The 25496-nt window shown below is 65.7% G+C and carries 29 protein-coding genes and 1 tRNA gene; 10 read left to right on the top strand and 20 right to left on the bottom strand.

The features are described 5' to 3' along the window. Positions 1 to 145: 145 nt before the first annotated feature. Positions 146 to 2527, top strand: a complete 2382-nt coding sequence (locus B7E02_RS03470; protein WP_080793127.1) for a DEAD/DEAH box helicase — start codon at positions 146 to 148, stop codon at positions 2525 to 2527. On the opposite strand, the gene B7E02_RS03465 is transcribed toward B7E02_RS03470, so the two are convergent. From B7E02_RS03465 to B7E02_RS03430, 8 genes are read right to left on the bottom strand one after another with little or no spacing between them, the layout of a single operon-like run. After that, positions 2498 to 2848 (bottom strand): Rv3654c family TadE-like protein, encoded by a 351-nt coding sequence (locus B7E02_RS03465; RefSeq protein ID WP_080793125.1) that lies wholly within the window; start codon positions 2846 to 2848, stop codon positions 2498 to 2500. The genes B7E02_RS03470 and B7E02_RS03465 overlap by 30 nt on opposite strands. After that, positions 2820 to 3152: a hypothetical protein gene (locus B7E02_RS03460; protein ID WP_080793124.1), complete on the bottom strand. Its 333-nt coding sequence runs from the start codon at positions 3150 to 3152 to the stop codon at positions 2820 to 2822. Before B7E02_RS03460 ends, B7E02_RS03465 begins: the two co-directional genes overlap by 29 nt. A 3-nt stretch (positions 3153 to 3155) precedes the next feature. Further along, positions 3156 to 3347: a DUF4244 domain-containing protein gene (locus B7E02_RS03455; RefSeq protein WP_080793122.1), complete on the bottom strand. Its 192-nt coding sequence runs from the start codon at positions 3345 to 3347 to the stop codon at positions 3156 to 3158. A gap of 33 nt (positions 3348 to 3380) precedes the next feature. Continuing rightward, positions 3381 to 3968: a type II secretion system F family protein gene (locus B7E02_RS03450; RefSeq protein ID WP_080793120.1), complete on the bottom strand. Its 588-nt coding sequence runs from the start codon at positions 3966 to 3968 to the stop codon at positions 3381 to 3383. After that, positions 3965 to 4744 (bottom strand): type II secretion system F family protein, encoded by a 780-nt coding sequence (locus tag B7E02_RS03445; RefSeq protein ID WP_245802150.1) that lies wholly within the window; start codon positions 4742 to 4744, stop codon positions 3965 to 3967. Before B7E02_RS03445 ends, B7E02_RS03450 begins: the two co-directional genes overlap by 4 nt. Continuing rightward, positions 4732 to 5862: a TadA family conjugal transfer-associated ATPase gene (locus B7E02_RS03440; RefSeq protein WP_080793119.1), complete on the bottom strand. Its 1131-nt coding sequence runs from the start codon at positions 5860 to 5862 to the stop codon at positions 4732 to 4734. The genes B7E02_RS03445 and B7E02_RS03440 overlap by 13 nt, the downstream gene beginning before the upstream one ends. Next, entirely contained in the window at positions 5859 to 6605 is a 747-nt protein-coding gene (gene ssd / locus B7E02_RS03435; protein WP_281248236.1) for a septum site-determining protein Ssd, read from the bottom strand. Before ssd ends, B7E02_RS03440 begins: the two co-directional genes overlap by 4 nt. A 25-nt stretch (positions 6606 to 6630) precedes the next feature. Next, positions 6631 to 7131, bottom strand: coding sequence for a hypothetical protein (locus tag B7E02_RS03430; protein WP_143336626.1), 501 nt, complete (start codon positions 7129 to 7131; stop codon positions 6631 to 6633). Positions 7132 to 7626: 495 nt separating this feature from the next. On the opposite strand from B7E02_RS03430, the gene B7E02_RS03425 reads away from it, so the two are divergent. The 3 genes from B7E02_RS03425 to B7E02_RS03415 all read left to right on the top strand — a co-directional run bounded on the left by B7E02_RS03425 (position 7627) and on the right by B7E02_RS03415 (position 10450). Next, entirely contained in the window at positions 7627 to 8496 is an 870-nt protein-coding gene (locus B7E02_RS03425; RefSeq protein ID WP_080794398.1) for an HAD family hydrolase, read from the top strand. A 214-nt stretch (positions 8497 to 8710) separates the two neighbouring features. Then, complete coding sequence (locus tag B7E02_RS03420) at positions 8711 to 9271, top strand: phage holin family protein (RefSeq protein ID WP_080793114.1); 561 nt, start codon at positions 8711 to 8713, stop codon at positions 9269 to 9271. A gap of 138 nt (positions 9272 to 9409) precedes the next feature. Then, entirely contained in the window at positions 9410 to 10450 is a 1041-nt protein-coding gene (locus B7E02_RS03415; RefSeq protein ID WP_425429772.1) for an alpha/beta fold hydrolase, read from the top strand. 7 nt (positions 10451 to 10457) lie between these two features. On the opposite strand, the gene B7E02_RS03410 is transcribed toward B7E02_RS03415, so the two are convergent. From B7E02_RS03410 to nth, 4 genes are all read right to left on the bottom strand, one after another. Further along, positions 10458 to 11654 (bottom strand): MarP family serine protease, encoded by a 1197-nt coding sequence (locus B7E02_RS03410; RefSeq protein WP_080793112.1) that lies wholly within the window; start codon positions 11652 to 11654, stop codon positions 10458 to 10460. 234 nt (positions 11655 to 11888) lie between these two features. Next, the gene (locus B7E02_RS03405; protein WP_080793110.1) at positions 11889 to 12617 is read right to left on the bottom strand and encodes an NUDIX hydrolase; all 729 of its coding nucleotides are present in this window, start codon (positions 12615 to 12617) and stop codon (positions 11889 to 11891) included. After that, positions 12614 to 13189, bottom strand: coding sequence for a TlpA family protein disulfide reductase (locus tag B7E02_RS03400; RefSeq protein WP_080793108.1), 576 nt, complete (start codon positions 13187 to 13189; stop codon positions 12614 to 12616). Before B7E02_RS03400 ends, B7E02_RS03405 begins: the two co-directional genes overlap by 4 nt. Further along, positions 13190 to 13975 carry an endonuclease III gene (gene nth, locus B7E02_RS03395; protein ID WP_080793107.1) on the bottom strand — a complete coding sequence of 262 codons (786 nt, stop codon included), beginning with the start codon at positions 13973 to 13975 and terminating at the stop codon, positions 13190 to 13192. Positions 13976 to 14040: 65 nt separating this feature from the next. On the opposite strand from nth, the gene B7E02_RS14315 reads away from it, so the two are divergent. Further along, a complete protein-coding gene (locus B7E02_RS14315) occupies positions 14041 to 14190 on the top strand; it encodes a hypothetical protein (protein ID WP_179129645.1) in 150 nt (49 codons plus the stop codon). A gap of 227 nt (positions 14191 to 14417) precedes the next feature. Further along, positions 14418 to 15101 carry a CRP-like cAMP-activated global transcriptional regulator GlxR gene (gene glxR, locus B7E02_RS03390; RefSeq protein WP_080793105.1) on the top strand — a complete coding sequence of 228 codons (684 nt, stop codon included), beginning with the start codon at positions 14418 to 14420 and terminating at the stop codon, positions 15099 to 15101. A 78-nt stretch (positions 15102 to 15179) separates the two neighbouring features. Here the strand turns inward: glxR and B7E02_RS03385 are convergent, their stop codons facing one another. The 4 genes from B7E02_RS03385 to B7E02_RS03375 all read right to left on the bottom strand — a co-directional run bounded on the left by B7E02_RS03385 (position 15180) and on the right by B7E02_RS03375 (position 17169). Next, a complete protein-coding gene (locus B7E02_RS03385) occupies positions 15180 to 16022 on the bottom strand; it encodes an MBL fold metallo-hydrolase (RefSeq protein ID WP_080793103.1) in 843 nt (280 codons plus the stop codon). Between the two features lie 125 nt (positions 16023 to 16147). Then, on the bottom strand, positions 16148 to 16609 hold the full coding sequence (locus B7E02_RS03380; RefSeq protein ID WP_080793101.1) for a RidA family protein: 462 nt from the start codon (positions 16607 to 16609) through the stop codon (positions 16148 to 16150). Between the two features lie 5 nt (positions 16610 to 16614). Next, complete coding sequence (gene sp36, locus B7E02_RS13975; RefSeq protein WP_003855791.1) at positions 16615 to 16770, bottom strand: Sp36 family protein; 156 nt, start codon at positions 16768 to 16770, stop codon at positions 16615 to 16617. A gap of 48 nt (positions 16771 to 16818) precedes the next feature. Then, positions 16819 to 17169, bottom strand: coding sequence for a WhiB family transcriptional regulator (locus B7E02_RS03375; protein ID WP_080793099.1), 351 nt, complete (start codon positions 17167 to 17169; stop codon positions 16819 to 16821). A 163-nt stretch (positions 17170 to 17332) separates the two neighbouring features. Between B7E02_RS03375 and B7E02_RS03370 the strand changes: the two genes are divergently transcribed. Then, positions 17333 to 19714, top strand: a complete 2382-nt coding sequence (locus B7E02_RS03370) for a transglycosylase domain-containing protein (protein ID WP_080793097.1) — start codon at positions 17333 to 17335, stop codon at positions 19712 to 19714. 4 nt (positions 19715 to 19718) lie between these two features. Here B7E02_RS03370 and B7E02_RS03365 read toward each other — a convergent pair whose 3' ends face one another. After that, positions 19719 to 20183 (bottom strand): GatB/YqeY domain-containing protein, encoded by a 465-nt coding sequence (locus B7E02_RS03365; RefSeq protein WP_080793095.1) that lies wholly within the window; start codon positions 20181 to 20183, stop codon positions 19719 to 19721. A gap of 27 nt (positions 20184 to 20210) precedes the next feature. On the opposite strand from B7E02_RS03365, the gene B7E02_RS03360 reads away from it, so the two are divergent. Together B7E02_RS03360 and B7E02_RS03355 are read left to right on the top strand one after the other, a co-directional pair. Beyond that, positions 20211 to 21128, top strand: coding sequence for a metallophosphoesterase (locus tag B7E02_RS03360; RefSeq protein WP_080793092.1), 918 nt, complete (start codon positions 20211 to 20213; stop codon positions 21126 to 21128). Positions 21129 to 21178: 50 nt separating this feature from the next. Further along, a tRNA-Pro gene (locus tag B7E02_RS03355) sits at positions 21179 to 21255 on the top strand. A 69-nt stretch (positions 21256 to 21324) separates the two neighbouring features. On the opposite strand, the gene B7E02_RS03350 is transcribed toward B7E02_RS03355, so the two are convergent. Both B7E02_RS03350 and mhpA read right to left on the bottom strand, forming a co-directional pair. Then, positions 21325 to 22227: a dioxygenase family protein gene (locus tag B7E02_RS03350; RefSeq protein ID WP_080793089.1), complete on the bottom strand. Its 903-nt coding sequence runs from the start codon at positions 22225 to 22227 to the stop codon at positions 21325 to 21327. 29 nt (positions 22228 to 22256) lie between these two features. Beyond that, positions 22257 to 23879, bottom strand: a complete 1623-nt coding sequence (gene mhpA / locus B7E02_RS03345) for a bifunctional 3-(3-hydroxy-phenyl)propionate/3-hydroxycinnamic acid hydroxylase MhpA (RefSeq protein ID WP_080793087.1) — start codon at positions 23877 to 23879, stop codon at positions 22257 to 22259. Between the two features lie 132 nt (positions 23880 to 24011). On the opposite strand from mhpA, the gene B7E02_RS03340 reads away from it, so the two are divergent. After that, positions 24012 to 24656: a TetR/AcrR family transcriptional regulator gene (locus B7E02_RS03340; protein WP_080793085.1), complete on the top strand. Its 645-nt coding sequence runs from the start codon at positions 24012 to 24014 to the stop codon at positions 24654 to 24656. A gap of 40 nt (positions 24657 to 24696) precedes the next feature. Here B7E02_RS03340 and B7E02_RS03335 read toward each other — a convergent pair whose 3' ends face one another. Further along, positions 24697 to 25224, bottom strand: a complete 528-nt coding sequence (locus tag B7E02_RS03335) for a CGNR zinc finger domain-containing protein (RefSeq protein WP_080793082.1) — start codon at positions 25222 to 25224, stop codon at positions 24697 to 24699. Positions 25225 to 25496 lie beyond the last annotated feature (272 nt).

Genomic DNA, 25496 nt, shown 5'->3' with positions numbered 1-25496 from the left:
GCGTCTAGACACTGCGCACTGAAACTGCGACCTGGGTACCAGTGTGTCACGTTTAGCCCACAAAGGATAGTCTTGTAGCAATCTTATTCTGTTTGCGCAGGTCAAAGCGTTCAAATAAACCTAGAACGAGGGGGTTTTCCAGAAGATGCAGCGCGCTTTCGGCGAAGAACTGGCCGATATCATCACCCGGAGATACCCCGAATCAACGCTGACCCATCTGGTTACCCTCCCCGCGGAGAGGGCGACCTTCGCCCCGTGGCCGCGGTGGGTCCCCCCCGGGCTGGTGTCCGCCGTGCGGGGAGGCGGCGTCGACAAGCTCTTTGGCCATCAGGTGGACACCGCCGAACACGCGTGGGCGGGCGAGCACGTCGTGGTGGCAACGGGAACCTCCTCGGGAAAATCCCTCGGCTACCAGCTGCCGGTGCTGTCCACCCTGGCCACCGACCCCACGGCCTGCGCCCTCTACCTCACCCCCACCAAGGCGCTGGGCTCGGACCAGCTGCTGGCAACGTCCGCCCTGGTTGCCGCCACCCCGGAACTGCGCGGGGCGGGTGTCCACCCCGCACCCTATGATGGTGACACCCCCACCGAGGCGCGCGCGGGGATCCGCGATCTCAGCAGGTACATCTTCACCAACCCGGACATGGTCCACTCCTCCCTCCTGGCCCAGCACCAACGGTGGGCGAGGATTCTGCGCCACCTGAGGTTCATCGTCGTGGATGAATGCCATGCCTACCGCGGCGTGTTCGGCGCGAATGTCTCCCTGGTGCTGCGTCGGCTGCTGCGCATCGCGGACTTCTACGGATCCCACCCCACGGTGGTGCTCGCATCCGCGACCAGTTCCGAACCCGCGGTGCATGCCTCGCGCCTGATCGGTGCCCCCGTGGTCGAGGTGACCAGTGACGGAGCACCCACCGGCGAACGCACCGTGATGCTGTGGGAGCCGGGCTTCCTCGAGGGTGTGGAGGGTGAGAACGGTGCGCCGGTGCGCCGTGCGGCGAGCACTGAATCCGCACGGATCATGGGAACGCTGATTGCAGAGGGCGCGCGGACACTGACCTTCGTCCGCTCGCGCCGGCAGGCGGAGATCGTCGCGCTGCGCGCGCGGGAGGAACTCGAGCTTCTCGGCCGCCCCGATTTCAGCCGCCGCGTCGCCTCCTACCGCGCGGGCTACCTCGCGGAGGACCGGCGGAAGCTGGAGAAGATGCTTGACGACGGCCGCCTGCTCGGCGTGGCCTCGACGAACGCCCTGGAGCTCGGCATCGACGTCGGGGGCCTCGATGCGGTGGTCACCGCGGGATTCCCGGGAACCGTGGCCAGTTTCTGGCAGCAGGCCGGCCGCGCGGGCCGGCGCGGTCAGGGTTCGCTGGTGGTCCTTGTCGCCCGCGATGAACCCATGGACACCTACCTGGTCCACCATCCGGCCGCGCTGCTGGACAAGCCGGTGGAGGCCGCGGTCTTCGACCCCACAAACCCCCATGTGCTGCGCAACCACCTCTACTGTGCCGCCGTGGAGAAGCCACTGACCCCGGCGGAGGTCGACGCATTCGGTGCACAGCGCGTTGTCGAGGAGCTGACCGCATCAGGCCTGCTGCGTCGCCGTGCCCGGGGATGGTTCGCCGTCCACACCGCCTCAGACGACCCGGATCGGCCCACCCCCGACAACGCCCACCAGCGCGTCAGCCTCCGCGCTGGCTCCGGATCCGAGTTCATGATCGTCGATCTCAGCGACGGCCGCCTGCTGGGCACCATAGACTCCGCCCGCGCCATGGCCCAGGTCCACCCGGGTGCGGTCCACCTGCACCAGGGGCAGTCCTTTGTCATCGAGGAGCTCGATCTCGACGAGCAGCTCGCCCTGGCACGACCCGACGTTCCCGACTACACCACCTACGCCCGGAGCCAGACGGATATCCGGATCACCGGCGACCCCGTTGACCAGCGGAGTTTCACCCCGGGTGGCGGGCTCTGGGTGGCCAACGTCGACGTGGAGGTCACCGACCGTGTCACCGGCTACGTGACCAGGCTTCTCGACGGCACCACCCTCGACTCCACCCCGCTGTTCCTGCCTGCTCAGGTACTCAACACCCGCGCGGTCGCCTACACCATCGATCCCCTGGCCCTGACCGCGATGGGTATCACCGCCGACCGGATTCCGGGTTCGCTCCACGCCGCCGAACACGCCGCCATCGGCATGCTGCCACTGCTGGCCACCTGCGATCGCTGGGATATCGGCGGGGTATCCACGGCACTCCATCATGAGACCGGCCTGCCCACCGTGTTCGTCTATGACGGCATGGACGGTGGCGCGGGGTTCGCCGACTGCGGTTTCCACCGCTTCACCGAATGGATGGAGGCCACCTTCGAAGCCGTGCGCAGCTGCACCTGCGAGTCGGGGTGCCCGAGCTGCGTGCAGTCCCCGAAGTGCGGAAACGGCAACAACCCGCTGGACAAGGCGGGTGCCGTCGCAGTCCTCGGCGCCATGGTCACCCTCCTCGGTTCACAGGGGCCCGGCGCGGGCCCCCGCTGATCTTCCGCGTACCTGCGCGGCCACGATGAGATCCTCCGCCTCCACGGCGCACGACCGGAGTTCGGCACCGTTGAATTCTGCGGTCTCCCGCGCGGTGCCACAGGCGTGCTCCGCGGTGACACCCGCAGCCAGGGCCCCCGCCCCAGCGACCGCCGCGAGATCCGCGGCGACCTGGGCCTGCTCGCGCGCCACCAGTGCGGACATCTGGAGGGCCGCGATCGCCAGCATCGACACCAGGGCCGCGGAGAACCCGGCGGCGGCAACCGTAGCGTAGCCACGGTCGCCGCGGAGGTCAACGGGTTTCGCTCGGAAACACGGCATCGGCGCTCACCACCCCGAAGGGCGAGGGCACACTGGCCCGCACGGTGACCAATCCCTCAGATTCGGATACGTTCACCCCGCCGCGCGGCGGATGGAAATCCTCCCCGATCGCGTACGCGCGGGCTGCTGCACCCGCGGTGTCAACGGCCACGAGATAGCTGAGCATGGTAGCCATCGAGGCGATGATCAGAGCACAGACCACCACCATCGCGGACAGCGCCAGCGCCGCCTCCACCGTGACCGATCCGCGGTCATTGTCCAGCCCGCGCGGCGGCCATCGGGCCCGGATGCATCCGGCGACCATGGCTCAGGGCCTGGCGCTCAGGGCGTCACCGATGATGCCCTCGAAGGCCGACACCACCGTGTCACTGTTGACCACGGTGTAGAGCACCGCGGCGAGTGCGGCCGCGGCCAGAGTGCCGAGAGCGTATTCGATGGTGGTCAGGCCGTCGTCACGACGGAGCAGGAGTCGGGTACGGGTCAGGTAGTTGGTGGTCATTGTTTTTCTCCTCATGTGTTGTGGTGTGTTCTTCTAAAGGTTGGCCAGAAGATCCGAACCCAGCCCCAGGATCACCGGGGCCAGCCCGAGGATCATGAAGGCGGGAAGGAAGCAGGTGGCCAGCGGTAGGGCGATCAGGACACCGGCCCGTTCCGCGGCCGCGGTGCGGTGGTCGGCGGCATCGGCTCGGAGTGTGTCCGCGATCCGGACACACCCTGCGCTGAACGCGCTGCCGGAGCGGGCCGAGACCGTGGCCAGAGAAGCCAGTTCCTCCAGTCCGCCCCGGCCCTCCATGGCGGTGAACGCCCGCTCCGCCGGCACCCCGACGCCGAGCAGCGCTACCGCCGACATCCAGGCCCCGCGGTGCGGGTCGCCCGTCATCCGGGCCACGACCTCGGCCGAGTCCCGGGTGCCGAGCCCCGCATCGAGGCACGCCGCGAAGACATCGATATCGCCGGCGAGCTCGACCGGGTCCCCGGTGTCGGTGCTGCGGAAACGTGCCCATGGACCTGCACGTATCCGCAGGTGCGCGCTTCCGCCGTTTCCGGCACCCAGCCGCGATGTGGGTGCCGGGGGGCCGATGAACAGGGCAATTGCTGCCAGGAGTACCGCCAGGCTCATGTCGCCGCCTCCAGGATCTTCTGGGTCATGATGAAGCCCGCCGCCGCACAGCCGACCCCGCCGACGAGCATCAGCCCACCGATTCCACCCCCGAGGAGCACACCGAGCGGGTCGGCGCCCATGGCGGTTCCCATGGCCACACCTCCCAGCGGGAGAACCGTCAGCACCATCGCCGTGGCCTGTGGCCCCTGGAGGGCTGCCATGGTGGACCGACGGTGCCGCAGCCGGAGGTCGATGCGTCGACGCATCTGCTCGAGGAGGGTGACCAGCGGGATGCCGTGGCGGTCCGAGACCTCCCACAGGGTGCCCAGGCGGTTGAGGTCGGCGTCGGTGGCGTCGATAAGCACCTCAGCTCCCCCACTTCCGGTGGCCGCTCTGCGGGCGGCCACCGACAGCTCCCCGGTGAGTTCCCGGTGCCGCTGCGCCGAATCCAGCGCACAGTCCATGGCCCCGGGCATGGACATGCCCGCGCGCAGGTTGCCGGCGCACACCCCGAGGAAGGCGGCGAGAGCAGCGGAATGCGCGTTCGCCCGGCGCGACACCCGGATCCGATTGAGCTGCCACACGGCCACTGCGATGACCATGATCAGCGCCAGCACCGAGGTGATCCGTAGTCCGGTGGCCACGAAGATGACGGTGATCAGGGGGCACAGGAGGACGACCATCCGTCCCGGCACGGCCTTCCCGCGCCGTGACCCGGTGAGTCGGCGCGCGGGCCCCGGCGCGAGAGCGGGTGCCGCGAACGCCAGCGACAGAAGCAGCGTCACCAGAGCCATGGGGGCACCTCCTCCTCACAGAAGCCGGTGCGGTGGTCCCACACCACCCTCGCCTCCACCGGATTGCCGTGCAGCAGCCCGATCTGCGCGAGGTGCCTTCCCGATCCGCCGTGTCGCATCACCAGCACCAGTTCCAGCGCGGCGGCAAGCTGGGTGTGCAGCGCCCGGGCATCGATGCCCCCGCGTGCGGCGAGAGCCTCCATGCGTGCGGGAACCTCGGCGATCGAGTTCGCATGGACGGTCCCCGCACCGCCTTCATGGCCGGTGTTGAGTGCCGCGAGCAGATCGACCACCTCCGCCCCCCGGATCTCGCCGACGACGATGCGATCCGGCCGCATCCGCAGGGACTGACGCAGGAGTTCCGCCATGCTCACCTCCCCCGCTCCCTCGACGTTGGCCGCGCGTGAGACAAGGCTGACCACGTTGGGATGCGGTGGCTGCAGCTCAGCGGTGTCCTCGATGCAGATGATCCGCTGGTCGTGCGGGATGGCCGCGAGCATCGCCGAGAGCAGCGTTGTCTTGCCCGAACCGGTGCCTCCGACGATCAGGAAGGCCACACGGTGTTCGATCACCCTGTGCAGCACCCCGGTGATCTCCGGCGGCACCGCTCCCCTTGCGACCAGATCTTCGAGGGTCAATCGCGCCTGGCGCAGCACCCTCAGGCTGATGCAGGTTCCCGAATCCGACAGCGGGGCGAGGATCGCGTGAACCCGGACCACGCTGCCGTCATCGCGGAACAACCTGCCGTCCGCAAAGGGCTGGGCGTCATCGAGCCTGCGCCCGCAGGACAGCGCCAGCCGGGTGGCCAGTCGTCGCACCGCCACCTCCGGTCCCAGATCCACGGTCATCCTCTCGAGCCCCGACCCGCGATCGATCCAGACGTTTCCGGCTCCGCTGACCAGCACATCGGTGACACCGGGAAGCGACAGCAGGGGCTCCAGCGGGCCGACACCGACGGAATCGCTGCGCAGCCTGCGCAGCACCTCGACGAGCTGCTCATCGCTGATCACCCCCGCCTCCTCCCGGACTATCCGGGCAATCTCGGCGGCGGTGGGTGCCGTGCCGAATCCGGCCACCACCCGCTGCACGCGTTCAACGAGACGATCATCCACCTTCATGACAGCTCCGCCACGATGGCATCGGCCGCGTTGACCAGGACACGGGGCAGTGCTCCACCCAGCCCCTGCATCTCCACGGTTCTGGGCAGTCGGGAGACCGTACCCACCTCGGCGACGACCTGAGCCGCGATGATCCCCTCGACCTCGGTGGCCTCCATCCCCGACCATCCCCGGTGGCGGAGCACCACCGATACCGGCATCTGCAGGGCACTGAGCCGCTGATTGAGTTGAGCGGCCGCGGCCACGGCCCTGACCTCCGCGGGCACCACAAGGACGAGATGGTCGAGCACCTCGACGGTATCCCGGACTATCTGTCCCGAAGGCAGGTCGACGACCACATCCACCCGTTCGTCGGCGGAGCGCAGACAGGTCGCCGCGGCGGCCGTGTCCCCGGGGGTCGGGGCGAAGGTGTCCGCCACCGGGGACCGGGCCGCGGAAAGGACGCAGAGTCCATCGGCGTGGGCGGGCAGGGCGGTGAGCACATCCGCGGCCTGAACCGTGCCCCGGGCGAAATCCAGGTCGGGCCACCGCGCCCCGGGTTGTTCCTCCACCCCCACCAGCAGATCCAGACCACCCGAAACCGGGCTTCCGTCGATGAGCACGGCCCGGCCCGCGCTCGCCTTGCGCCGCGCCAGCGCGACCGCGAGCACGCTCGCTCCCGCCCCGCCCACGGCGCCGAGCACCCCGATGCCCACCCCCCCCCCCCCCCCCCTCTCGTGGGCGTGGAGATCTGGAGAAGAGATAGGTATATTAAAAGGTGGGACATGTCTACGCGATCACGAACAGGTGTATTTTATACGATAGTAGTTTTTTTTTACAAGAAGAAGACGGCATAGGAGTTCTAGTACGGTTTCGTGGGGTCGGAGATCTGTATAAAGGACGGCGGATGCACACCCCGCCTCCCCCGCCACCCGTGGAGGAGTTCTCCCTGCCCAGAGCCGCCAGAAGTTCAGGGGCCTGCGCCGGCAGGAGCAGTGCCTGTTCCGCGTGCACACCCATGGCGCACTGCCAGTCGATCGGGCCGGGGTCGGACCCGAGGAGGAACACTCGCTCGCGTCGGGGCCGGGGCGGTCCGGAGGCGATCAGCGTCGCCATCTCGGCGTCGATGAGCACCGCGGAGACGCGGGTGAAATGTCGCGCCAGATCCTGTGGGGAGGTGCTGTCGATGATCGGCCTGCCGGTGGCCGCCGCGATGTGCATCGCCTCCGGGTGGAGGACCGGATCCGCAACGGCCACGAGAAGCGCCTGTGAAGTGTTCGTTTTGCCCATAACCGACACTCTCGCCGGGGCCGGCGCCCGCGGCAATCATTCTCCGGCCCACCTGTGGAGAACTCACGAATTTGTTGAAGGATCAACAAGGCTTCCGGAAGGGGGAGGGAACCTTTGCAGGCTCCCGACAGTCTGAAGAATATGGGACGGCCCGCGCCTCGGGGGGGTGTGCGCGGGTCGGCAGCGTCAGATGGGTATAAGAGACGGGGCCACTCGATATATTGGGGCCTTGCACCTGAAATTATGACATATCGCACGCTTCAAGACAAGGGCTACCCGCAACTTTTTTCGAATACCCTATTAGCTCACACATGCGAAGTCGGCGACGGTGACAGTTTCCCATCCACCTCTCCCGTCACACCAGTTCCACCCGAATCCTCCTCGCAGTTCCGTGACAAGGTAAGGAAAAGCGCTAGACTGCACACTGTGAGCAATTCAGATCACCCCGAGACGAGGGCCCCGGGAGATGCCGCGATCAACCCCAATGGCACCCCGATGCCAGGTGAATCCACACCCGGTGACGCGGACGGAGCCTCAAAGGCGGCATCGATCAGCGGGGCCCGGAAGGAGAACACCCCCACCAGGGTCGCCGCCTTCTTCGATCTGGACAAGACCATCATCGCCATGAGCTCCACCTATGCCTACGGCCGTGAGTTCATGAACAGCGGCCTGATCTCACCGGTCGAGGCCCTCCAGCTTTCCCTGGCGCAGGCGACCTACATGTTCGCCGGCCACACCAGCGAGCAGATGGATAACACCAGGAACCAGTTGACGGCAATGGTCAGCGGCTGGGACGTCGCGCAGGTGCGCACCATCGCCGAGGAGACCATGCATTCGGTGGTCACCCCGACCATCTACGCCGAGGCACGCGAACTGATCGAGTTCCATCAGGAGCAGGGCCACGATGTCATCATCGTCTCCGCCTCGGTGCGGGAACTGGTTGAACCCATCGCCGAGGAGCTCGGGGTCTCCCAGACGGTGAACACGGTCCTGGAGACCAGGAACGGGGCCTACACCGGTGAGGTTCTCTTCTACTGCAAGGGCGGGGCGAAGGCGCGCGCGATAGAGGATCTCGCCGGGGTCAACGGCTATGATCTCCCCTCGTGTTTCGCCTACTCCGACTCCTTCACGGACCTGCCCATGCTGGAGATCGTCGGCCACCCCAGCGCGGTGAATCCCGACCGTGGGCTGAAAAAGGTCGCCCTCGAACGCGGATGGAAGATACTGAGCTTCAAAAACCCCGAGCCACTGTTCCAGCTGCCGAGCACACGCGAGGTCGGAATCGGCACCGGGGTCGTCGCCGGACTCGCCGCAGTGGCTGCGGGTGGCATCTGGTGGGTCAAACGCTCCCGGCACAGCGGTTGATCAGAATGGCGGACCGGCCCGCATTCACGGCGGTTCAACACCACGTCCCGCCGACCGGTCGTATCATGGTCTCAGGTGCACCACGGACGGATGCGGCAACGGCTCTAACCCCGCCAGAAAACCGCGAACTTCGCCCGGATCGACGTTTCGTGGCACGATTGATATTGAAGATCGCTGAATATATACGCTTTTATGACACTGGAGGAGCTTCCACGTGAGCAACAACGACGGCCTTTTTACTGACGGCACCACCGGCTTCACCCCCAAGGTGAGTTCCATCCCGCTCAGCGATGTTGATACGAGCGTCAGCGGTGAGGCGTCCATCGGCACGCTGATCTCCAACGCAAGCTCCCAGATGTCCACCCTGTTCCGTTCGGAACTCGAGCTGGCCAAGACCGAACTTGTCGGAGAGGCCAAGAAGGCCGCCGTCGGTGGCGGGCTCTTCGGCGTCGCGGGCACCATCGCCCTGTACAGCTCCTTCTTCTTCTTCTTTTTCGCCGCGGAGCTGCTCAGTGTCTGGCTCGACCGCTGGGCGGCGTTCCTGATCGTTTTCCTGGTCATGCTCGTGCTCGCGGCGGCGCTGGCGCTGTTCGGCTGGCGTAAGGTGAAGAAGATGGGCGCACCGAAGAACACCATCGAATCGGTCAACGAACTGAAGAATCTGGTGCCGGGACAGGCTACCGAGAACCTCGAGCGTTCCAGCAGGCGCGGCCTCTACACCTCCCCCACCTTCCACGGACCGGGAGCGGTCACCTCCAACTCCGGCAGGCACTAGAACCCGCCGCAGATTACGCCACAGCCCCGCGGCCAACGCCGAGAAACCCGTTGGTCGCGGGGCATCGCCCTAACAGCACCCCCTCAGCCGACCGCCCCCCTCAAGTCACCCCGCACCGCGAAGGATGTCCGCCACCTCATGACTCCCCTCACCACGCCACAGGATGCACAGGACGGTGCGACGCGGCCACGGGGCAGCCGCATCGGTGCACGGCTGAGCAGACGAAAAAAGCTCTTCCGCAGACGACGCTTCATGGCCCGGACCGTGGCCAACCTCGACCGCTCACCAGCCGTGGTGGCCCTGGACGGCCCCTTCCAGCACGACCACGTCTACACCCGCGGGATCCGGCTCCACGTCGCCGTGGCCGGCCTTCCGGAGGACCCACTGATACTGCTCATCCACGGTTCCTTCGGCGGTTGGTTCGACTACCGGGACGTCATCGCCCCCCTGGCCAAGGCCGGCTTCCACGTCGCCGCGGTGGACATGCGCGGTTACGGCATGTCCGACAAGCCACCGAACGGTTATGATCTGCGGCATGCCGCAGGCGACATCAACGGGATCATCGCGGCACTCGGTCATGATCGAGCCCTGCTGGTTGGCAATGACACCGGTGGCTCGGTCGCCTGGACCACCGCAACGGTCTACCCGGAACGCGTCGAGGGTGTGCTGTCGGTGGGTGCGCTGCATCCGGTGGATTTCCGCAGGGCCGTGCGTCGCCAACCCCTGCTCTTCCTGCCCGACCTGGGCAGGCTCGGTCTCTTCCGGCTGCCGATTCCCGTCCTGAAACTGCTGCGGAGCGTGGTCATCCGCGCCTCGCGCCGGGAGGTGGCACAAAACACCGGTCCGGCCTATCAGCGCAGCGGATCCTTCGCCGAGACCGCGCGGCTGCGTCGAAAAGCCATGTCCATCGACCATGCCTTCACTCCGATGATCCGTAACAATCGCCTGCTCACCGGGACGCTGCCGGCAAAACTGCAGAAGGACACCACCCCCGCTCCGGTTTGGCTGCTTAAACAGCACACGCACCGCTGGGATCACCTGATCCCCTATGCACGCGCCAGGAGCACGGGCACGCTGCGGGTGATTTCGATTCCCGGGACCAAGAATCTCCCGCACCTGGAGAACCCGGAGGAGTTCGCGGCCCAGGTGGCGCAGTTCGGCAATCAGCTTCGCAGGTGATCCCCCGCTAGGACGCGGCGCACTGCATGGTGTCAACGGGGGTGGTCAGCGTCGTGACATCCCCGATCCTGTTCCGCACCTCTGCCGCGGTGAGCACGTACCCCGTGTCGGAGCCGTCAATCGCGGCGCCGAAGACCACACCTGCGACATTGCCCCTGGTGTCCACCATCGGACCACCGGAGTTGCCCGACTGGACCGAGCCGCGCACCGAATAGGCCTCACGCTCATGCTCGCCGCTGGCGTAGATGTTGCTTCCGGTGATCATGATGCGCTCCCGGATACGCGCCGGGGAGGCGGTGAAGGGACCCGACATCGGAAAGCCCATGATGATCGCGTCATCTCCGGTCTCGAGCGGAACCTCGGACCAGGCGAGGGGATCGATACCCAGTCCGGGGCTGTGCAGCACCGCGATATCGACATCGGGATCATAGAAGACCACGTCCGCGGAGCGTGTGCCCACCACGGTGTCCAGCGACACGGTCGACGTACCGGCCACCACATGGGCATTGGTTACCACATAGTCCTCCGCCGCGACAAAACCGGATCCCATGAGTCGGCGGGAGCACTCCTGCGCATCCCCCATCACGTGGATCACCGACGGGCGCAGCGACTCCACCAGCTGCCGGTTCTCCACATTGATGTTCGGGGCCTCGACCTCGCGCACGGGACGGTTGTCAAAGGGCGACACCAGGGGTGGCAGCCCCGTGTCGCTGAGCATGGCCGAGATCTTCGAGGGGAGGTTGTCCAACCCCGGCGGGGTATGGGCATCGACGAAGCCGAGGATCTGTGAATTCCTGATCCCCGCTGCGACGGAACCCGACATCGCCGTGGCCAGGGGTATTGACACCAGCCATACCACGATCAGGGTCGCCAGCCCCTGAAACACCGCCCCGACGAAGGAATCGAGCAGCCGCGAGGACCTGAATCTGATCCGATCGCGGATGGCCACTCCCAGTTGGGCGCCGATGAGGTTTCCCAGGCCCACGAGGAGCACCACCACACCGATGGCGAGAAGAAAGCGCAGCGCGGTTGATTCGGTCAGCCCCATCAGCAGGGGGGCGCAGGCGGCGCCGATGATCAGGCCGGCAACCACACCGACCGTGGACAGCAGGGAGGTGAACGCTCCCTGCCGCCAGCCGCTGTACAGGGCGAACACCATGACGAGGACGATGATGGCATCGACGACCAGACTCGAACTCAACAATTGGTGGGTGCTCAACTCTTTCAGACGACGGACGGGGCAATGGACCGGGCATCCCTGCCCGGGCATATCGCTCCGATTTTAGGCCACACCCCCACCGCTTGCCGAATAAAACCCGCCGCATGGTTCATCCTTTTTCGCTGTGAAATCGCCCGGTACTCCCCACCCGGGTGTGAGCCCACCGCGGGAACGCCGCTTATGGAAGGTGGGGCGGAGCGCCTTGGTGTCCCGCTGGCCTCAGTGGCGTTCCTGGTTGCGTGATGCGGCCAGTGTCTCCTGCAGATCCACCACCGTGGAGGTATCCCATCCGTGCGCCCAACCCGCCTGATCGAGCAGAGTGGACAGCAGCCCGCCGGTAAAGCCCCAGATCACGTAGTCGTCGATGATGAAGGCGGGGCCGGTCCATCCCCGCCAGCCGACCATGATGCGGTTGGCAGGGTCAATGAGATCGTAAACCTGCACGTCAAAGACCGCATCCGCCTCGTCGGGGCTGACCACTGACACCGGGGAGGGGCTGTGCCAGTGGCCGAGGACGGGGTAGACGGGATATCCGGTGGCCCGGATGTGCACCTCCTCGAGCTGGGCGAGGGGTGTGGCTGTGCGCCGGTCCAGGCCGGTTTCCTCCCACGCCTCGCGGAAGGCACAGTCCACGGGGTTTTTGTCCTGCGGATCCATGCGGCCACCGGGAAAGGCGATCTGCCCCGAGTGCGAGCGCATGGACGGTGAGCGGTGCGTCAATAGCACGGCGGCGTCATTGGGCAGGTCGAAGGAGGTTTCTGAGCCGGAGAACAGCATCAGTACCGCGGCGCGTCTTTCCAGGTCGCGCGCGGGTATCGCCCCGGCGCCGGGGTTGTGCAGATGTCCGCCATCGATGCGGTGCAGCAGCCGGTGCATCCACACCGGTGCCTTGGAGGGCATGAGCCTGACATTCTGACCCGGGAAGTCATGGGGGAGGTGGGGCGTCATCCCTGCACCTCCCCCACCGCGGATTCCAGGTCCCCCAGGCTGTCAAAGGTGCGCGGAAAGGTTGCCAGGACCTCGCCCTGTGCCGACACCAGCATCGTGATCGGCACGACGGAGGGCAGCCCCAGCCTGCCGGCGAACAGGTTCGAGTCATCCTGATAGGAGGGCAGGGAGATTCCGAGATCATTGAGCATCATGGCACCGTTGCCCGCATTGGCGTCCGCGTGCACGCCCACCACCTCGTACTCCGGGTGCGCCGCGGCGAACTGGTCAATGATCGGAAGTTCGGTGCGGCAGGGCCCGCACCACCAGGCCCAGAGGTTGACCAGGGTGGGCTTGGACGCACCGGCCGGGTTCTCCGCCCCGCCGAGGCAGGGCAGTTCGACTCCGGCCACCCCGGCTGCGGGGCAGTCCGGGCGGGGGGCGACGACGCTGCTTGTCGACGCCTCCCCCACCACCTGGCCGCCTCCGTCGGCGGGTTCACCACCGGAGCTCAGCAGGCGCGGAATCACCGCGACAATCACCGCCAGCACCACCACAACGGTGGCGAGATACCACTTTGCGCTCGCCGTCATCTATTCAATCCCCGCCATCTTCAGCAGGTGCTCCCTGTCATCGCTCTTGATCAGCTTCTGCGCCTCCATGGGGTCGGCGGGTCCCTCCAGTCCGAAGGAGGGACAATCCGCCGCGAGCATGCACGCCCCGCAGGCGGCGCGTCGGCTATGGCATATTCTACGTCCATGGAAGATGATGCGGTGGGAGAACATAGTCCATTCCGATTTTTCAATCAGCTCCCCGATCGCGTGCTCAACCTGCACGGGATCCGTCAACTCCGTCAGCTTCAACCGTCGCACTATCCTGCCGAAGTGGGTGTCCACCGTGATACCGGGAACGCCGAACGCGTTTCCGAGCACCACATTGGCGGTTTTTCGACCGACCCCCGGCAGTCTGACCAGCTCCGCCATGGTGCGGGGTACCTGGCCGTCGTAAAGCTCGGTGAGCTGGGTTCCGAGCCCGATCAGGGAAGCGGCCTTGTTGCGGTAGAAGCCGGTGGGACGGATCATCTCCTCGAGTTCCGCACGGTCCGCCCTGGCGTAGTCGCGGGCGCTGCGGTAGCGCGCGAACAGGGCCGGGGTCACCTGGTTGACGCGGACGTCGGTGCACTGCGCCGAGAGGATCGTGGCCACGGTCAGCTCCAGGGGGGTGCGGAAGTCCAGCTCGCAGTGGGCGTCCGGATACGCCAGGGCGAGGGTCCGGTTGATGCGGCGGGCCCGGCGTTTTCTCCCCAGCGCGCTCTCCTCGCCCCTGCCAGCGATATGCGATCCGACCCGGGGGCGTCTGATCGGTGTAATTGATCCCATAGCCACTACAGTGCCAGACCCCCGGGCCGCGCATTGCGGGCGCATCCGGGATAGGATGCTAAGTCATGACTGTTTTCGCCGTAGTCCTGGTTCCGCTTCTGCTGATGTTCTTCGCCTTCACCATGGAACGCATCGAAGCGTCGCTGCTCAAGGCACCCGAGCTGCCGGAGACGCTCACCGAGGTCCCCGCCTTCCCGCACAGCGCCGCGGCCTGAGGTGCCCGCCCCGCGCGTATTTTCTTCCACTGCAGCCCGAAGCTGTGACAAATCGACGGTTTGACTGTCGTCGTGACAAATCACATAGTAGGGTGGTCCTTGACACATAAACAGGGGCAACTATTTTCCGCCCCCGTCCGGATCGCGCGGCAACCCCGAATTGGCATGCATTTGCCACTACTCATCCGGACTCAAACAGATATGTGTGCAGACGAAGGAGAAAAGTAGTGGAAGGTGTACAGGATATCCTGTCCCGCGCCGGAATTTTCCAGGGCGTGGACCCGACGGCCGTGAACAGCCTGATTCAGGACCTGGAGACGGTACGTTTCCCCCGCGGAGCAACAATTTTCGACGAGGGCGAGCCCGGAGACCGTCTCTACATCATCACCTCCGGCAAGGTGAAGCTGGCCCGTCACGCCCCCGATGGTCGCGAGAATCTGCTGACCATCATGGGCCCGTCGGACATGTTCGGCGAGCTCTCCATCTTCGATCCCGGTCCGCGCACCTCCTCGGCCGTGTGCGTCACAGAGGTGCACGCCGCCACCATGACCTCCGAAATGCTGCGTGCCTGGGTGGGCAACCACCCCGAGATCGCCGAACAGCTCCTGCGCGTGCTGGCCCGTCGCCTGCGCCGCACCAACGCCTCGCTGGCGGATCTCATCTTCACCGATGTCCCCGGCCGGGTGGCCAAGACACTGCTCCAGCTTGCCAATCGCTTCGGTACCCAGGAGGCCGGTGCGCTGCGCGTCAACCACGACCTCACGCAGGAGGAGATCGCCCAGCTCGTCGGCGCCTCCCGGGAGACCGTGAACAAGGCCCTGGCCACCTTCGCACACCGCGGCTGGATCCGCCTCGAGGGCAAGTCCGTCCTCATCGTCGATACCGAGCACCTGGCCCGTAGGGCACGATAGATTCATCGGCACATCCATCAGTGAGGGGCCCGGGCATCAGCCCGGGCCCCTCACTGATGGATGTGGTTAATTAAGAATTCAGGCGTTGGTGTCGTGCGCCGCAGTCCTGGACTCGAGATCGTCAAGGTAGCGGATGGCAACATGTGTGGACTGCTCGGCCGCGCCGCGCAGCACGGGATCGACATCGTCATAGATGGCGTCGATGAGATCCTTCATGGAAATATCGCGGCCCTGCTCCGCCCAGACCCTGCGGATCTGGTTCAGACGCTGCTCCCTGCGGTCGATGTACTTGCGGGCGAAGGCCGAGACGTCCGCCCCGTCGGGACCGTGACCCGGAAGCAGACGGACGTTTTTCCCGCGCTTCTCCAGAAGCGCCAGGGACTTCAGGTACTCACCCAGATCCCCGTCGGTCTCGGAGATCATGGTGGTGTGCCGACCGGCGATCGTGTCGCCGGTGATGATCCCCTCGAGCGTTGACTCATGGGGGGTGCCGCTCCAGACGAAGAAGCACACGGAATCACGGGTGTGCCCCGGAGTGGCCACAACCTCCAGCTGGGGGGTGACACCATCGATGGTGATGATCTCGCCGTCCTTCAGATGGGGCGCACCGGCGCAATAGGTCGGATCGAGCGCCCGGACCGGGGCGCCCGTGAGCTGACGGAACCTGGTGGCTCCATCCGCATGGTCATGATGGCGGTGTGTGAGAAGAATCAGCCCGACCTCATCCGCCTTGGAATGGAGGACATTGAGGTGACCCTCATCTTCCGGACCCGGATCGACGACGATACTCCGGGGATCCTCGGGTGCACGGATGACCCAGGAATTGGTACCCTCCAGCGAGCTATAGCCTGGATTCGGGCACAGAACAACAGAAGCGGACGGGGTAACCGGCCGCAATTGACTGTAAGCGGGATGCTCCATGTGTCTCAGCTTATCGTGCCCGAGCGATTTCGTGGAACTGAAGGGACAAACCCGTTTCCCGCACCGCGGTGGCCGGGCGCCGGTGCCCGCGGACCGTCCGCGAAAGCCGCGTCAACGCCGGGTGATTAGTCGGCGATCTCCACGATGACCTCGACCTCGACGGGGGAATCCAGCGGAAGAACGGCCACGCCGACCGCCGAACGTGCGTGCGCGCCGGACTCCCCGAAAACCTCGACCATGAGGTTGGAGGCCCCGTTGATCACGGTCGGCTGTCCGCCGAAATCGGGGTCGGAGGCGACGAATCCGACGACCTTGAGCACCCGTGTGACCTTGTCGATGCCGACCAGGGCGTCGATGGCCGCCAGTGCGTTCAGCGCCGCCGTCCGCGCGTAGGTTGCCGCGTCCTCGGCGGTGATGGCGGACCCGACCTTCCCGGTCGCGGGAAGCCGGCCGTCAGCGAACGGAAGCTGTCCCGATGTCCACACCTGGTTTCCGGTGCGGATGGCGGGGATGTAGGCGGCGACGGGTGCGGCGACGGTGGGCAGAACAATTCCGAGTTCGGCCATACGTTGTGTGGTGGAAGCCATGATGCTCAGGCCACCTCGCGCTTCATGTAGGCGACGAGGTTCTCCGGGTTCATTCCCGGCATGACGGAGACGAGTTCCCACCCGTCCTCGCCCCAGGTATCCAGGATCTGTTTGGTGGCGTGTGTGATCAGCGGTACGGTCGCATATTCCCATTTGGTCATGCAGACCACCATACCGGCGGCGGGGGCCCTCCGGAACGGAACCTCGGGTCAGATGCCGGAGAGGTCCCCGCCCTGCGCCAGGTACTCCGCCCAATTGGTTACGTGGGGGTTCTTTCGGAGCAGTGCACGACGCTGACGCTCGGTCAACCCGCCCCACACCCCGAACTCGACCTTGTTGTCCAGCGCGTCGGCACAGCACTGCACGGCGACGGGGCAGTGTCGGCAGATCGTCGCGGCGCGGCGCTGGGCCGCCCCGCGGACAAAGAGGGCATCCGGATCACCGTTTCGGCACTTGGCCTGTGTCACCCACTCCCCACGCTCGGACTGCTCCGCGGTGTCAGTGGAAACAAGACCCTTGGCAAAGGGGTTGTTGCGCTGCTCTCGGATGACTGATGTCATGACACGCTCCTCTAGCTAGGATGCCATCAAATCTAAGTACACCAGTTAGTGTATTCACACTGCTGAACAGTTGTCGAATGCATCACACCTTCGGGGGATGATTACTCACATTTCCTATCATTCGAGGTTCACGAATCACCCACCCAGTGGTTAGGCTGTTGGGGTGTCTATCACCCAGTCCCTGACGAAGATTCTGGCATCCACGGTCGCCGCGGGCGTCCTGGGCGCCGTCGCGCTCGTTCCCCTCGCCGGGATCTCCGGGGTGGCGGTCGCCCGCACGAATGAGACGATGCAGTCGAATCTCGCCGATCTCACCGATGGTCGCGGACCCGGCGTCACCACCATCACCGATGCCACCGACACTCCGATCGCCCACCTCTACACCCAGCGCCGTTTCGAGGTCACCGGTGATGAGATCTCGCAGCCGATGAAAGATGCGATCGTGTCCATCGAGGACCGTCGCTTCTATGAGCACGACGGCGTCGATCTGCAGGGGTTCGGCCGCGCCATGCTGACCAACCTGGTCGCCGGCGGAGTCGAACAGGGTGCATCGACCATCAATCAGCAGTATGTGAAGAACTGGTTGCTGCTGGTGGATGCCAAGGACGAGGCCGAGCAGGCCGCGGCGATCGAGACGTCGATCCCCCGCAAACTCCGCGAGATGCGCATGGCCTCCAACCTGGACGACACCCTGAGCAAGGATGAGATCCTCACCCGCTACCTCAATATCGTGCCCTTCGGCAACGGCGCCTATGGAATCGAGGCGGCGGCGCGCACCTACTTCGGTATCCCGGCCGCGGAACTGACGGTACCGCAGTCCGCGATGCTCGCAGGAATGGTGCAGTCCTCGTCCTACCTCGATCCCTACACCAACCACGACGCCGTGTTCGATCGGCGCAACACCGTTCTGCAGGCCATGGCGGATGAGGGGTACATCCTCCCCGAGGAGGCGGCCGCCTACCAGCTGGAGCCACTGGGAACACTTGACTCCCCGGCGGGGCTGTCCAATGGATGCATCGGCGCCGGGGACCGAGGCTTCTTCTGCGACTACGCCCTGAAGTATCTCGACGAGCAGGGAATCTCCCAGGACATGCTGGCGCGTGATTCCTACACCATCAAGCTCACCCTCGATCCGGAGGCGCAGGATGCGGCGAGGGCGGCACTGGTGTCCAACACCGACCCCACCACACCCGGTGTCGCAGCGGTGACCAATGTCATCCGCCCCGGGGAGAATTCCCATGACATCCTCGCAATGGCCTCCTCACGCAACTACGGTCTCGACCTCGATGCCGGGGAGACCATGCTCCCGCAGACCTCCTCGCGGGTGGGCAACGGTGCGGGATCGGTGTTCAAGATCTTCACCGCCGCCGCGGCCATTGAGCAGGGTGTCGGCCTGGACACGGTCCTCGATGTCCCCCGCCGCTTCGAGGCAAGAGGCATGGGTGCCGGAGGCGCCGCGAACTGTCCCGCGAACACCTACTGTGTGGAGAACGCCGGAAACTACCCCGCCCAGCTGACCCTCCAGGACGCGCTGGCGCAGTCCCCCAACACCACCTTCGTCCAGCTCATCGAGAAGGTCGGGGTCCCGGCCGTTGTGGATCTCTCCGTCAAGCTGGGTCTGCGCAGCTATACCGATGAGGGGAGCTTCGACGGCGAATCCTCGATCGCCGACTACATGAAGAACAACAACCTCGGTTCCTACACCCTCGGGCCCACCGCGGTGAACCCCCTGGAGCTGGCGAATGTCGGGGCCACCATCGCCTCGGGCGGGGTGTGGTGCGAACCGAATCCGATCTCCTCCGTTCGCGACCGCGATGGAAATGAGGTCTTCATCGACCGACCCGCCTGTGAGCGGGCGGTGGATGAGAAGATGGCCGACGCGCTGTCGGTGGGCATGAGCCATGACACCACGATCGGTACTGCCGCAAACGCCGCCCGCTCCTACGGCTGGAGTGCTCCCGTCTCGGCCAAGACCGGTACCACGGAGTCCAACCAGTCCTCGGCCTTCCTCGGCTTCAACAGCGAGATCTCGGCTGCGCCGTACATCTACAATGACGGCACCACCACCTCCTCGCTGTGTTCCTCACCGGTCCGCCAGTGCTCCAGCGGCAATCTCTTCGGCGGCAACGAGCCCGCCCGGACCTGGTTCCAGTTGGCCACCAACGATTCGGCGGCGCTGTCCGGGAACATCCCGCAGACCAACGATGAGTTCCGTCTCGGCACCTCCGGGGCCCTGCTGCGCGACGTCGTCGGAATGAGCGAGACCAGCGCCCGCAGGCAGCTTGAGTCGAAGAACTACCGCGTGACGACGCGCACCGTCGCCGGCAACGGCCGACCACGCGGCACCGTCGTCTCTGCCAACCCAGAGGGCGGGGTGCTGTCCAACGGTGGGACCGTCGTTCTCAGCATCTCCGATGGATCCGCCGCCGCCCCGGCCGCACCCGCCCAGCCCCCGGCACCCGGCGGCGAGCCGGCTGCACCCCCTGAGGCTCCCTCTCTCGAGGACGCCATCAATGACGCGGTGAGGCAGCTCCTCGGGAACTAGCAGATCAGGACAAACGGCTCTTCACCGCGGTGGAGAGCCGTTTTCCATCGGCGCGGCCGGCCGCGGCGGCGGTGGCCGCCCTCATGACCTCGCCCATGTTCCGCATTCCGACCTCGCCTCCGTGTGCCTGCGCCACCTCGGTGATGGAGGCGTCGACAAGCTCATTGAGCTCCTCGTCGCTGAGCTGACGCGGCTGGTAGGACTCCAGGATCGCGGCCTCCTTCAGCTCGGTCTCCGCGAGTTCTCCACGCCCGTTCTCCGCATAGACCTCGGCGGACTCGTGGCGCTTCTTGATCTCCCTGGCGATGACCTTGAGCACCTCCTCGTCGCCGAGTTCATGCTTGGTGCCGGTGGTCTCCTCCTGGGTCAGTGCGGACAACAGCATCCGCAGGGTGCCGGTCCGGTCCCTGTCCCGTGCCTTCATCGATGCGGTCAGGTCGGCGCGGATCTTTCCCTTAAGTTCACTCATGCCAACCGAGAATACTCCCCGGGTAAGATGGACCAGGTGTTTGTCAACGCAAGAAGCATCGCCATAGCCACCGGGACCCTGATCGCCGCGGGTCTGGGAACCCTCGCGTGGGGCGTCAGCGAGCTCAATAAATTCCAGCTCAAGACCCTCACCCTGCCACTGTTCGAACCTGGCACGCTGCGCGGGGATGAGGAGTTCCGTATCCTCCACATCTCGGACCTGCACATGATCCCGGGGCAGGAGACAAAGAAGGCGTGGGTCAGTGCACTCGACTCGCTGGAGCCGGACCTGGTGATCAACACCGGCGACAATCTCAGCGATGAAAAGGCCGTACCGGATGTCCTGCGCGCCCTGGGTCCGCTGCTCTCGCGTCCCGGAATGTTCGTATTCGGCACCAACGACTACTGGGCACCCAGGCTGGTCAACCCGGTAGGATACCTGCTGGGCAGGAAGCGCGAGGTCAGCCACATCGACCTGCCGTGGAGGAGCATGCGTGCCGCCTTCATCGAAAGAGGGTGGCAGGACGCGAACCAGAACCGGCTGGAGTTCCAGGTCGGACGCATCCGCCTTGCCGCCGCCGGGGTGGACGACCCCCATCATGACCTCGACGACTACGAGGAGATCGCCGGGCCTCCGAACGCCGACGCGGACCTCTCCCTCGCGCTGCTCCACGCCCCGGAACCCCGCGTTCTGGAGCGATTCGAGGCTGACGGCTACCAGCTGTCGCTCTCCGGCCACACCCACGGTGGCCAGATCTGTCTTCCGGGATCGCACGCCATCGTGACCAATTCCGGCATCGACCGCGGGCGGGTACAGGGGCTCCACCGCTTCGGACGGATGTGGATGCACGTGAGCAACGGCCTCGGCACCTCGAAATTCGCCCCCGTACGCATCTTCTGCCGACCGAGTGCAACCCTGCTCCGGATCGCCGAGAGGCCTGCCTAGCTGGCGTTTTGGCCATCAAACCGTGCTGCGCTAAAGTAGTTCGAGTATCACGGGATATGGCGCAGCTTGGTAGCGCGCGTCGTTCGGGACGACGAGGTCGCAGGTTCAAATCCTGTTATCCCGACCAGATGTTCTCCAGGAAACCCCCTTCATCACGGCAGCGCGCCGTGGCGGAGGGGGTTCGCCGCGTCCGTCGCTAGGTTTCCGCCGGTGTCAGGACGATATCGAAGCGCGCCCTGGACCAGCTCTGTTCACCGATGTCCCGCCCATCGGGGGTCGCGGTCCCCGGGGAGTGCTCCTCGAAGCGGGTGATCAGGGAGTCCTTGACCCCGAACACCGACTCCCCGATCTCCAGCTGCGGATCGCCGTCGACGAAGATGTGGGTGACCAGGGTGCGGTATCCGGGCGCGGTGACCATGAAGTGCAGATGGGCGGCACGGACCGGGGAACGCCCCACCGCTTGGAGCATCCTGCCGACGGGCCCGTCGTGGGGAATGGGATAGGGCACGGGAGTCAGACCCCAGAACCGGTAGTTGCCCAGATCATCGCTGTGGAGGTGTGCCCTGCCCGCCATCCGGCCGTCATCATATTGGACGTCGTAGAATCCGTCCTCATCACACTCCCACACCTCGATCCGCGCCCCCGGAATCGGAACGCCCTCGGTGTCGGTGACCGATCCCTCCACCCACGCAGGTTGCCCGACGGCCCCGCCGGCGATGTCGCCACCGAGTTCGATCTCGGGGGCATCATCGACGAAGAAGGGACCGAAGACAGTGGCCTCCGTCGCATTCTTGTAGGCCTCGTTGTTGACCGCGATCGTCTGCATGGAGGCCCCGAGGGTATCGGAGAGCAGCACGAACTCCTGCCTGCGGTCATCGGTGATGTGCCCGACTGCCGTGAGGAACTCGATGGCACTGTTCCACTCCTGTTCGCTCAGCCGGACATCACGGATGAAGTCGTGCAGGTGGACGACCAGCCGCTGCATGACCAGTCGGAGCCTGGGGTCCTCGCATTCCGCGAAGGATGCGAGCACCCGCTCGACCAGTTCCTCCTCGATCTGGGTCTGCGAACGCGGTTGTTCCGTCTGTGCCTGTGTCATGGTGGTACTCCTTTTTTTTCTGGGTTTTTCTACAGGGTCTGTGCGGGGCGTGTGCCCTCACGGTCCAATCCGGTGGACAGGTGCAGCCCGTGGATGATTTCCTCGAGCCTCTCGGTGAGCTCATCCGTGGTGGCGGCGGTCGCCGCGACGTAGAAGTCGGGGCGCAGGACCGCGAAGCGGGCGCCGGTTCGTGAGAACCAGCGCCCGTAGCAGCCGTCGGCGTCGGTCACCCGGTAGCCGCTGCCGGCGGGGCCGAGGGGGACCAGGTGGGCGTCGATAAGCGAGAGTTGTCCGAGCATCCGCCCATCGAGCACCTCCGCGGGATCGGTGTCCCAGCCCAGGATGACCCAGCCGCGTCCGACGAGGTCGTCGAAGCGGCCGCTCCGCCCGTCGACGTCAACCACCCCCTGAACCGACAGCTCGCCGGAACCGGGAGTGTCGGCGCACCACAGTCCGGCACCGAGGGTCGCCACGTCGGTGTTGACGGGGGTGCCCTCGGAGCCCGCCAGTTCCGCGATCATTCGGGCGTCCCGACTGGCTGCCTCCTCCCGATCGGCGATGCAGATGATCCGACCGAGGTCCATGGAGAAGCGGATGTAGTGGGTGACATGCTCGACGCGCTCCGTGGTGTAGCTGTCCAGCAGTTCCTCGGATGACCTCCCGGAGAGCACGAGGTCCAGCCGCCAGGCGAGTGCGAGGGCATCCCGGAGGCCTGCGCACATCCCCTCCCCCGCGAAGGGCGGCATGAGGTGGGCGGCGTCCCCTGCGATCAGTCCGCGACCCTGTCGCCACTGTGTGGCCCAGCGCGCCTGGAACCGGTAGACGGCCGATCGCTCCAGGATGGCGTTGTCGGGCGTGACGTCCCAGGGTTCGAGCAGCTGCCATGCGGATTCGGGGGTGGCGAGCTGCTGCGGATCCTCACCCGGCAGCGCCATGAACTCCCAGCGGCGGCGTCCCGGTCCGCCGGGCACGATCGTCGTCGGCCGGGCGGGGTCACACAACTGCCAGTGCGCGGGGGTGAACTCCCGGTCATCGGTCGGGCGCAGATCGAGGATCAGCCAGTCGAAGAAGTATCCCAGATCCGCGAACTCGATTCCGAGTGCCTCCCTGACGAAGCTGTTGGCCCCGTCCGCACCCACCGCGAAACGGGCGTTGATTGACTCGCGCCGACCCCCGTGGGTTCCGGATACGGTGATGGACCGCCCATCCTGGTCCACCCCGTCCGCCTCCCAGCCGGTTCGGATCTCGATGTTGGCGTACCGCCCCGCGATTTCTCGGAGTCGCTTCTCAAGATCAGGCTGATAGAACCAGTAGCGGGTGCGCCAGGCGGAGTCCGTCATCGAGTTCCAGTCGACCTCGAGCAGGGTTTCCCGGTCCGCGTTCTTCCAGTAGTAGAGATCGTCGTGGAATTCGATGGCGGGGTCATTCTCCGAATCGATACCCAGTATTCCCAGGATGCGGGCTATTTCGTGGTCATAGGTGACCGCTCGGGGGCGTTCGTAGAAGGTGGGCCACTTCTCGACGATGATGCTGTCGTGCCCGGCGCGGGCGAGCAGTATGGCCAGCAGCAGTCCGACCGGACCGCAACCGACGATGGCCACGTCGGTCCTGTCCTGTGCGGTTCGGGGCGGTGAACTCGTGGTAGGTGACACAGATTTCCCTTCCCATCAGATGTGTTTCAGATCATGTTGTCTGAGTCACATTCTGACACGGGATTCAGAAATGAACAATGGTTCGCATTAATCCGGCCGGAACCACCCCCGTGGTGCGGTAACTTGAGAGGCATGGCCACCGCAGATGTCGATAAATCCCTCCCCCGGGCAGAGGGACGTCGCCAGCGCCGCCGCGAACTGACCCGTGCCCGGCTCATTGACGCCGCCCGTACACTCGCGGCCGCACACACCGCCGAGAGCATCGGGATCACCGACATCACCGAGGCCGCGGACGTGGGAACGGGAACCTTCTACAACTACTTCTCCTCCCGCGACGAGATCCTCGAGGCGGTTGCCGAGGAATCCATGGAGACCGTCGGCGCGGCACTGGACCGCGTGATGACCGAACTCGGCGACCCCGCCGAGGTCTTCGCCGGCTCACTGCGCCACCTCGTCCGCCACGCGTTGACGGACCCGGTGTGGGGCTGGTTCATCGTCCGCATGGGAGCCTCGCACCCGAAACTGCTCGAGATTCTCGGTCCCCGCGCCCGCCGGGACCTGCACCGCGGTCTCGAAGCCGGCCGCTTCGAGATTCAGGATCTCGACCTCGCCGTCACCTGCACCTTCGGCTCGCTGATTTCCGCGATCAGGCTGGCACTGTCCGACCCCGCGGTACCGGACCGGGACCAGCAGTTCGCGGTGTCCATGCTCTGCATGGTCGGCGTCCCCCCCGCGGACGCACGCACCGTCGCAGCCCGCCCGCTGCCCGAGGTCTGAAACCCAGCTTATCGACGCACTGACAGGCGCCACACGGCCATCATCTGGCGCGGTGCCTGCGCACCGCGGCACGGTTCGCACACCGTACCGAGCAGTACCTTTGGCGTCCGTTGCGCGTGACGTCGACGACCACCGCGGTGCAGCCGTCGCCAGGCGCCTCCCCGGCCGCACAGCGCCGGAGCCTGTGCATACCGCGGGTACTGAGATGGAGGGCGGTGCCCACGCTGATCACGGCCCGCAGGACACGCGGCAGGGATTGTTCATCGTCGCGGTAGTGCAGGTGCCATCCCTCGTTGTCGTGGTCGGCCAGCCTGGGGTACGCGGCCGCGGCGGCCATGTGATCGTTGAGGATCCGGGCGCGGACCACATGGTCCCCCGCATCGACGACACGGAGCCAGTCATCGATGACCCCCCTTGTTAGCCGATGATCATCGGAGGCCTCCGGAAACGCCATGGTCATGCCGAACTCCCTGGTCCTCGCCTCGATGCCGGCGCGTTCGGCGGGCCAGTCATTGGCCAGGGACGCAGCGAGCAGGACCGCATATTGTCCGTAAGGGTTGAGATGCATAAGACCATTACACCATAGTGTGGGAATGAGAATCTTCCAGCTAGAAAACCAACGGTCCGCCGGGGTGCATGAACACGCCTGGAGCATCGAATCGAGCCACGGAACGTCCGTGGGGCGGCTGCTCTACGTGCGCAGTCTCTTATACACCTCCGCCGCGGCCGACGACGGCTCAGGCGATGACCACGGTAGGTCGCATCGCACTAATACAGTCGTGCTCTTGTACACATCTTCGACTTGCACACTTGCGCATATGACTACTAGTGTAGACATGG

The organism is Corynebacterium pacaense (genome assembly GCF_900169525.1).
Lineage (GTDB): Bacteria > Actinomycetota > Actinomycetes > Mycobacteriales > Mycobacteriaceae > Corynebacterium > Corynebacterium pacaense.
This window is presented reverse-complemented; position numbering and strand designations above follow the sequence as displayed.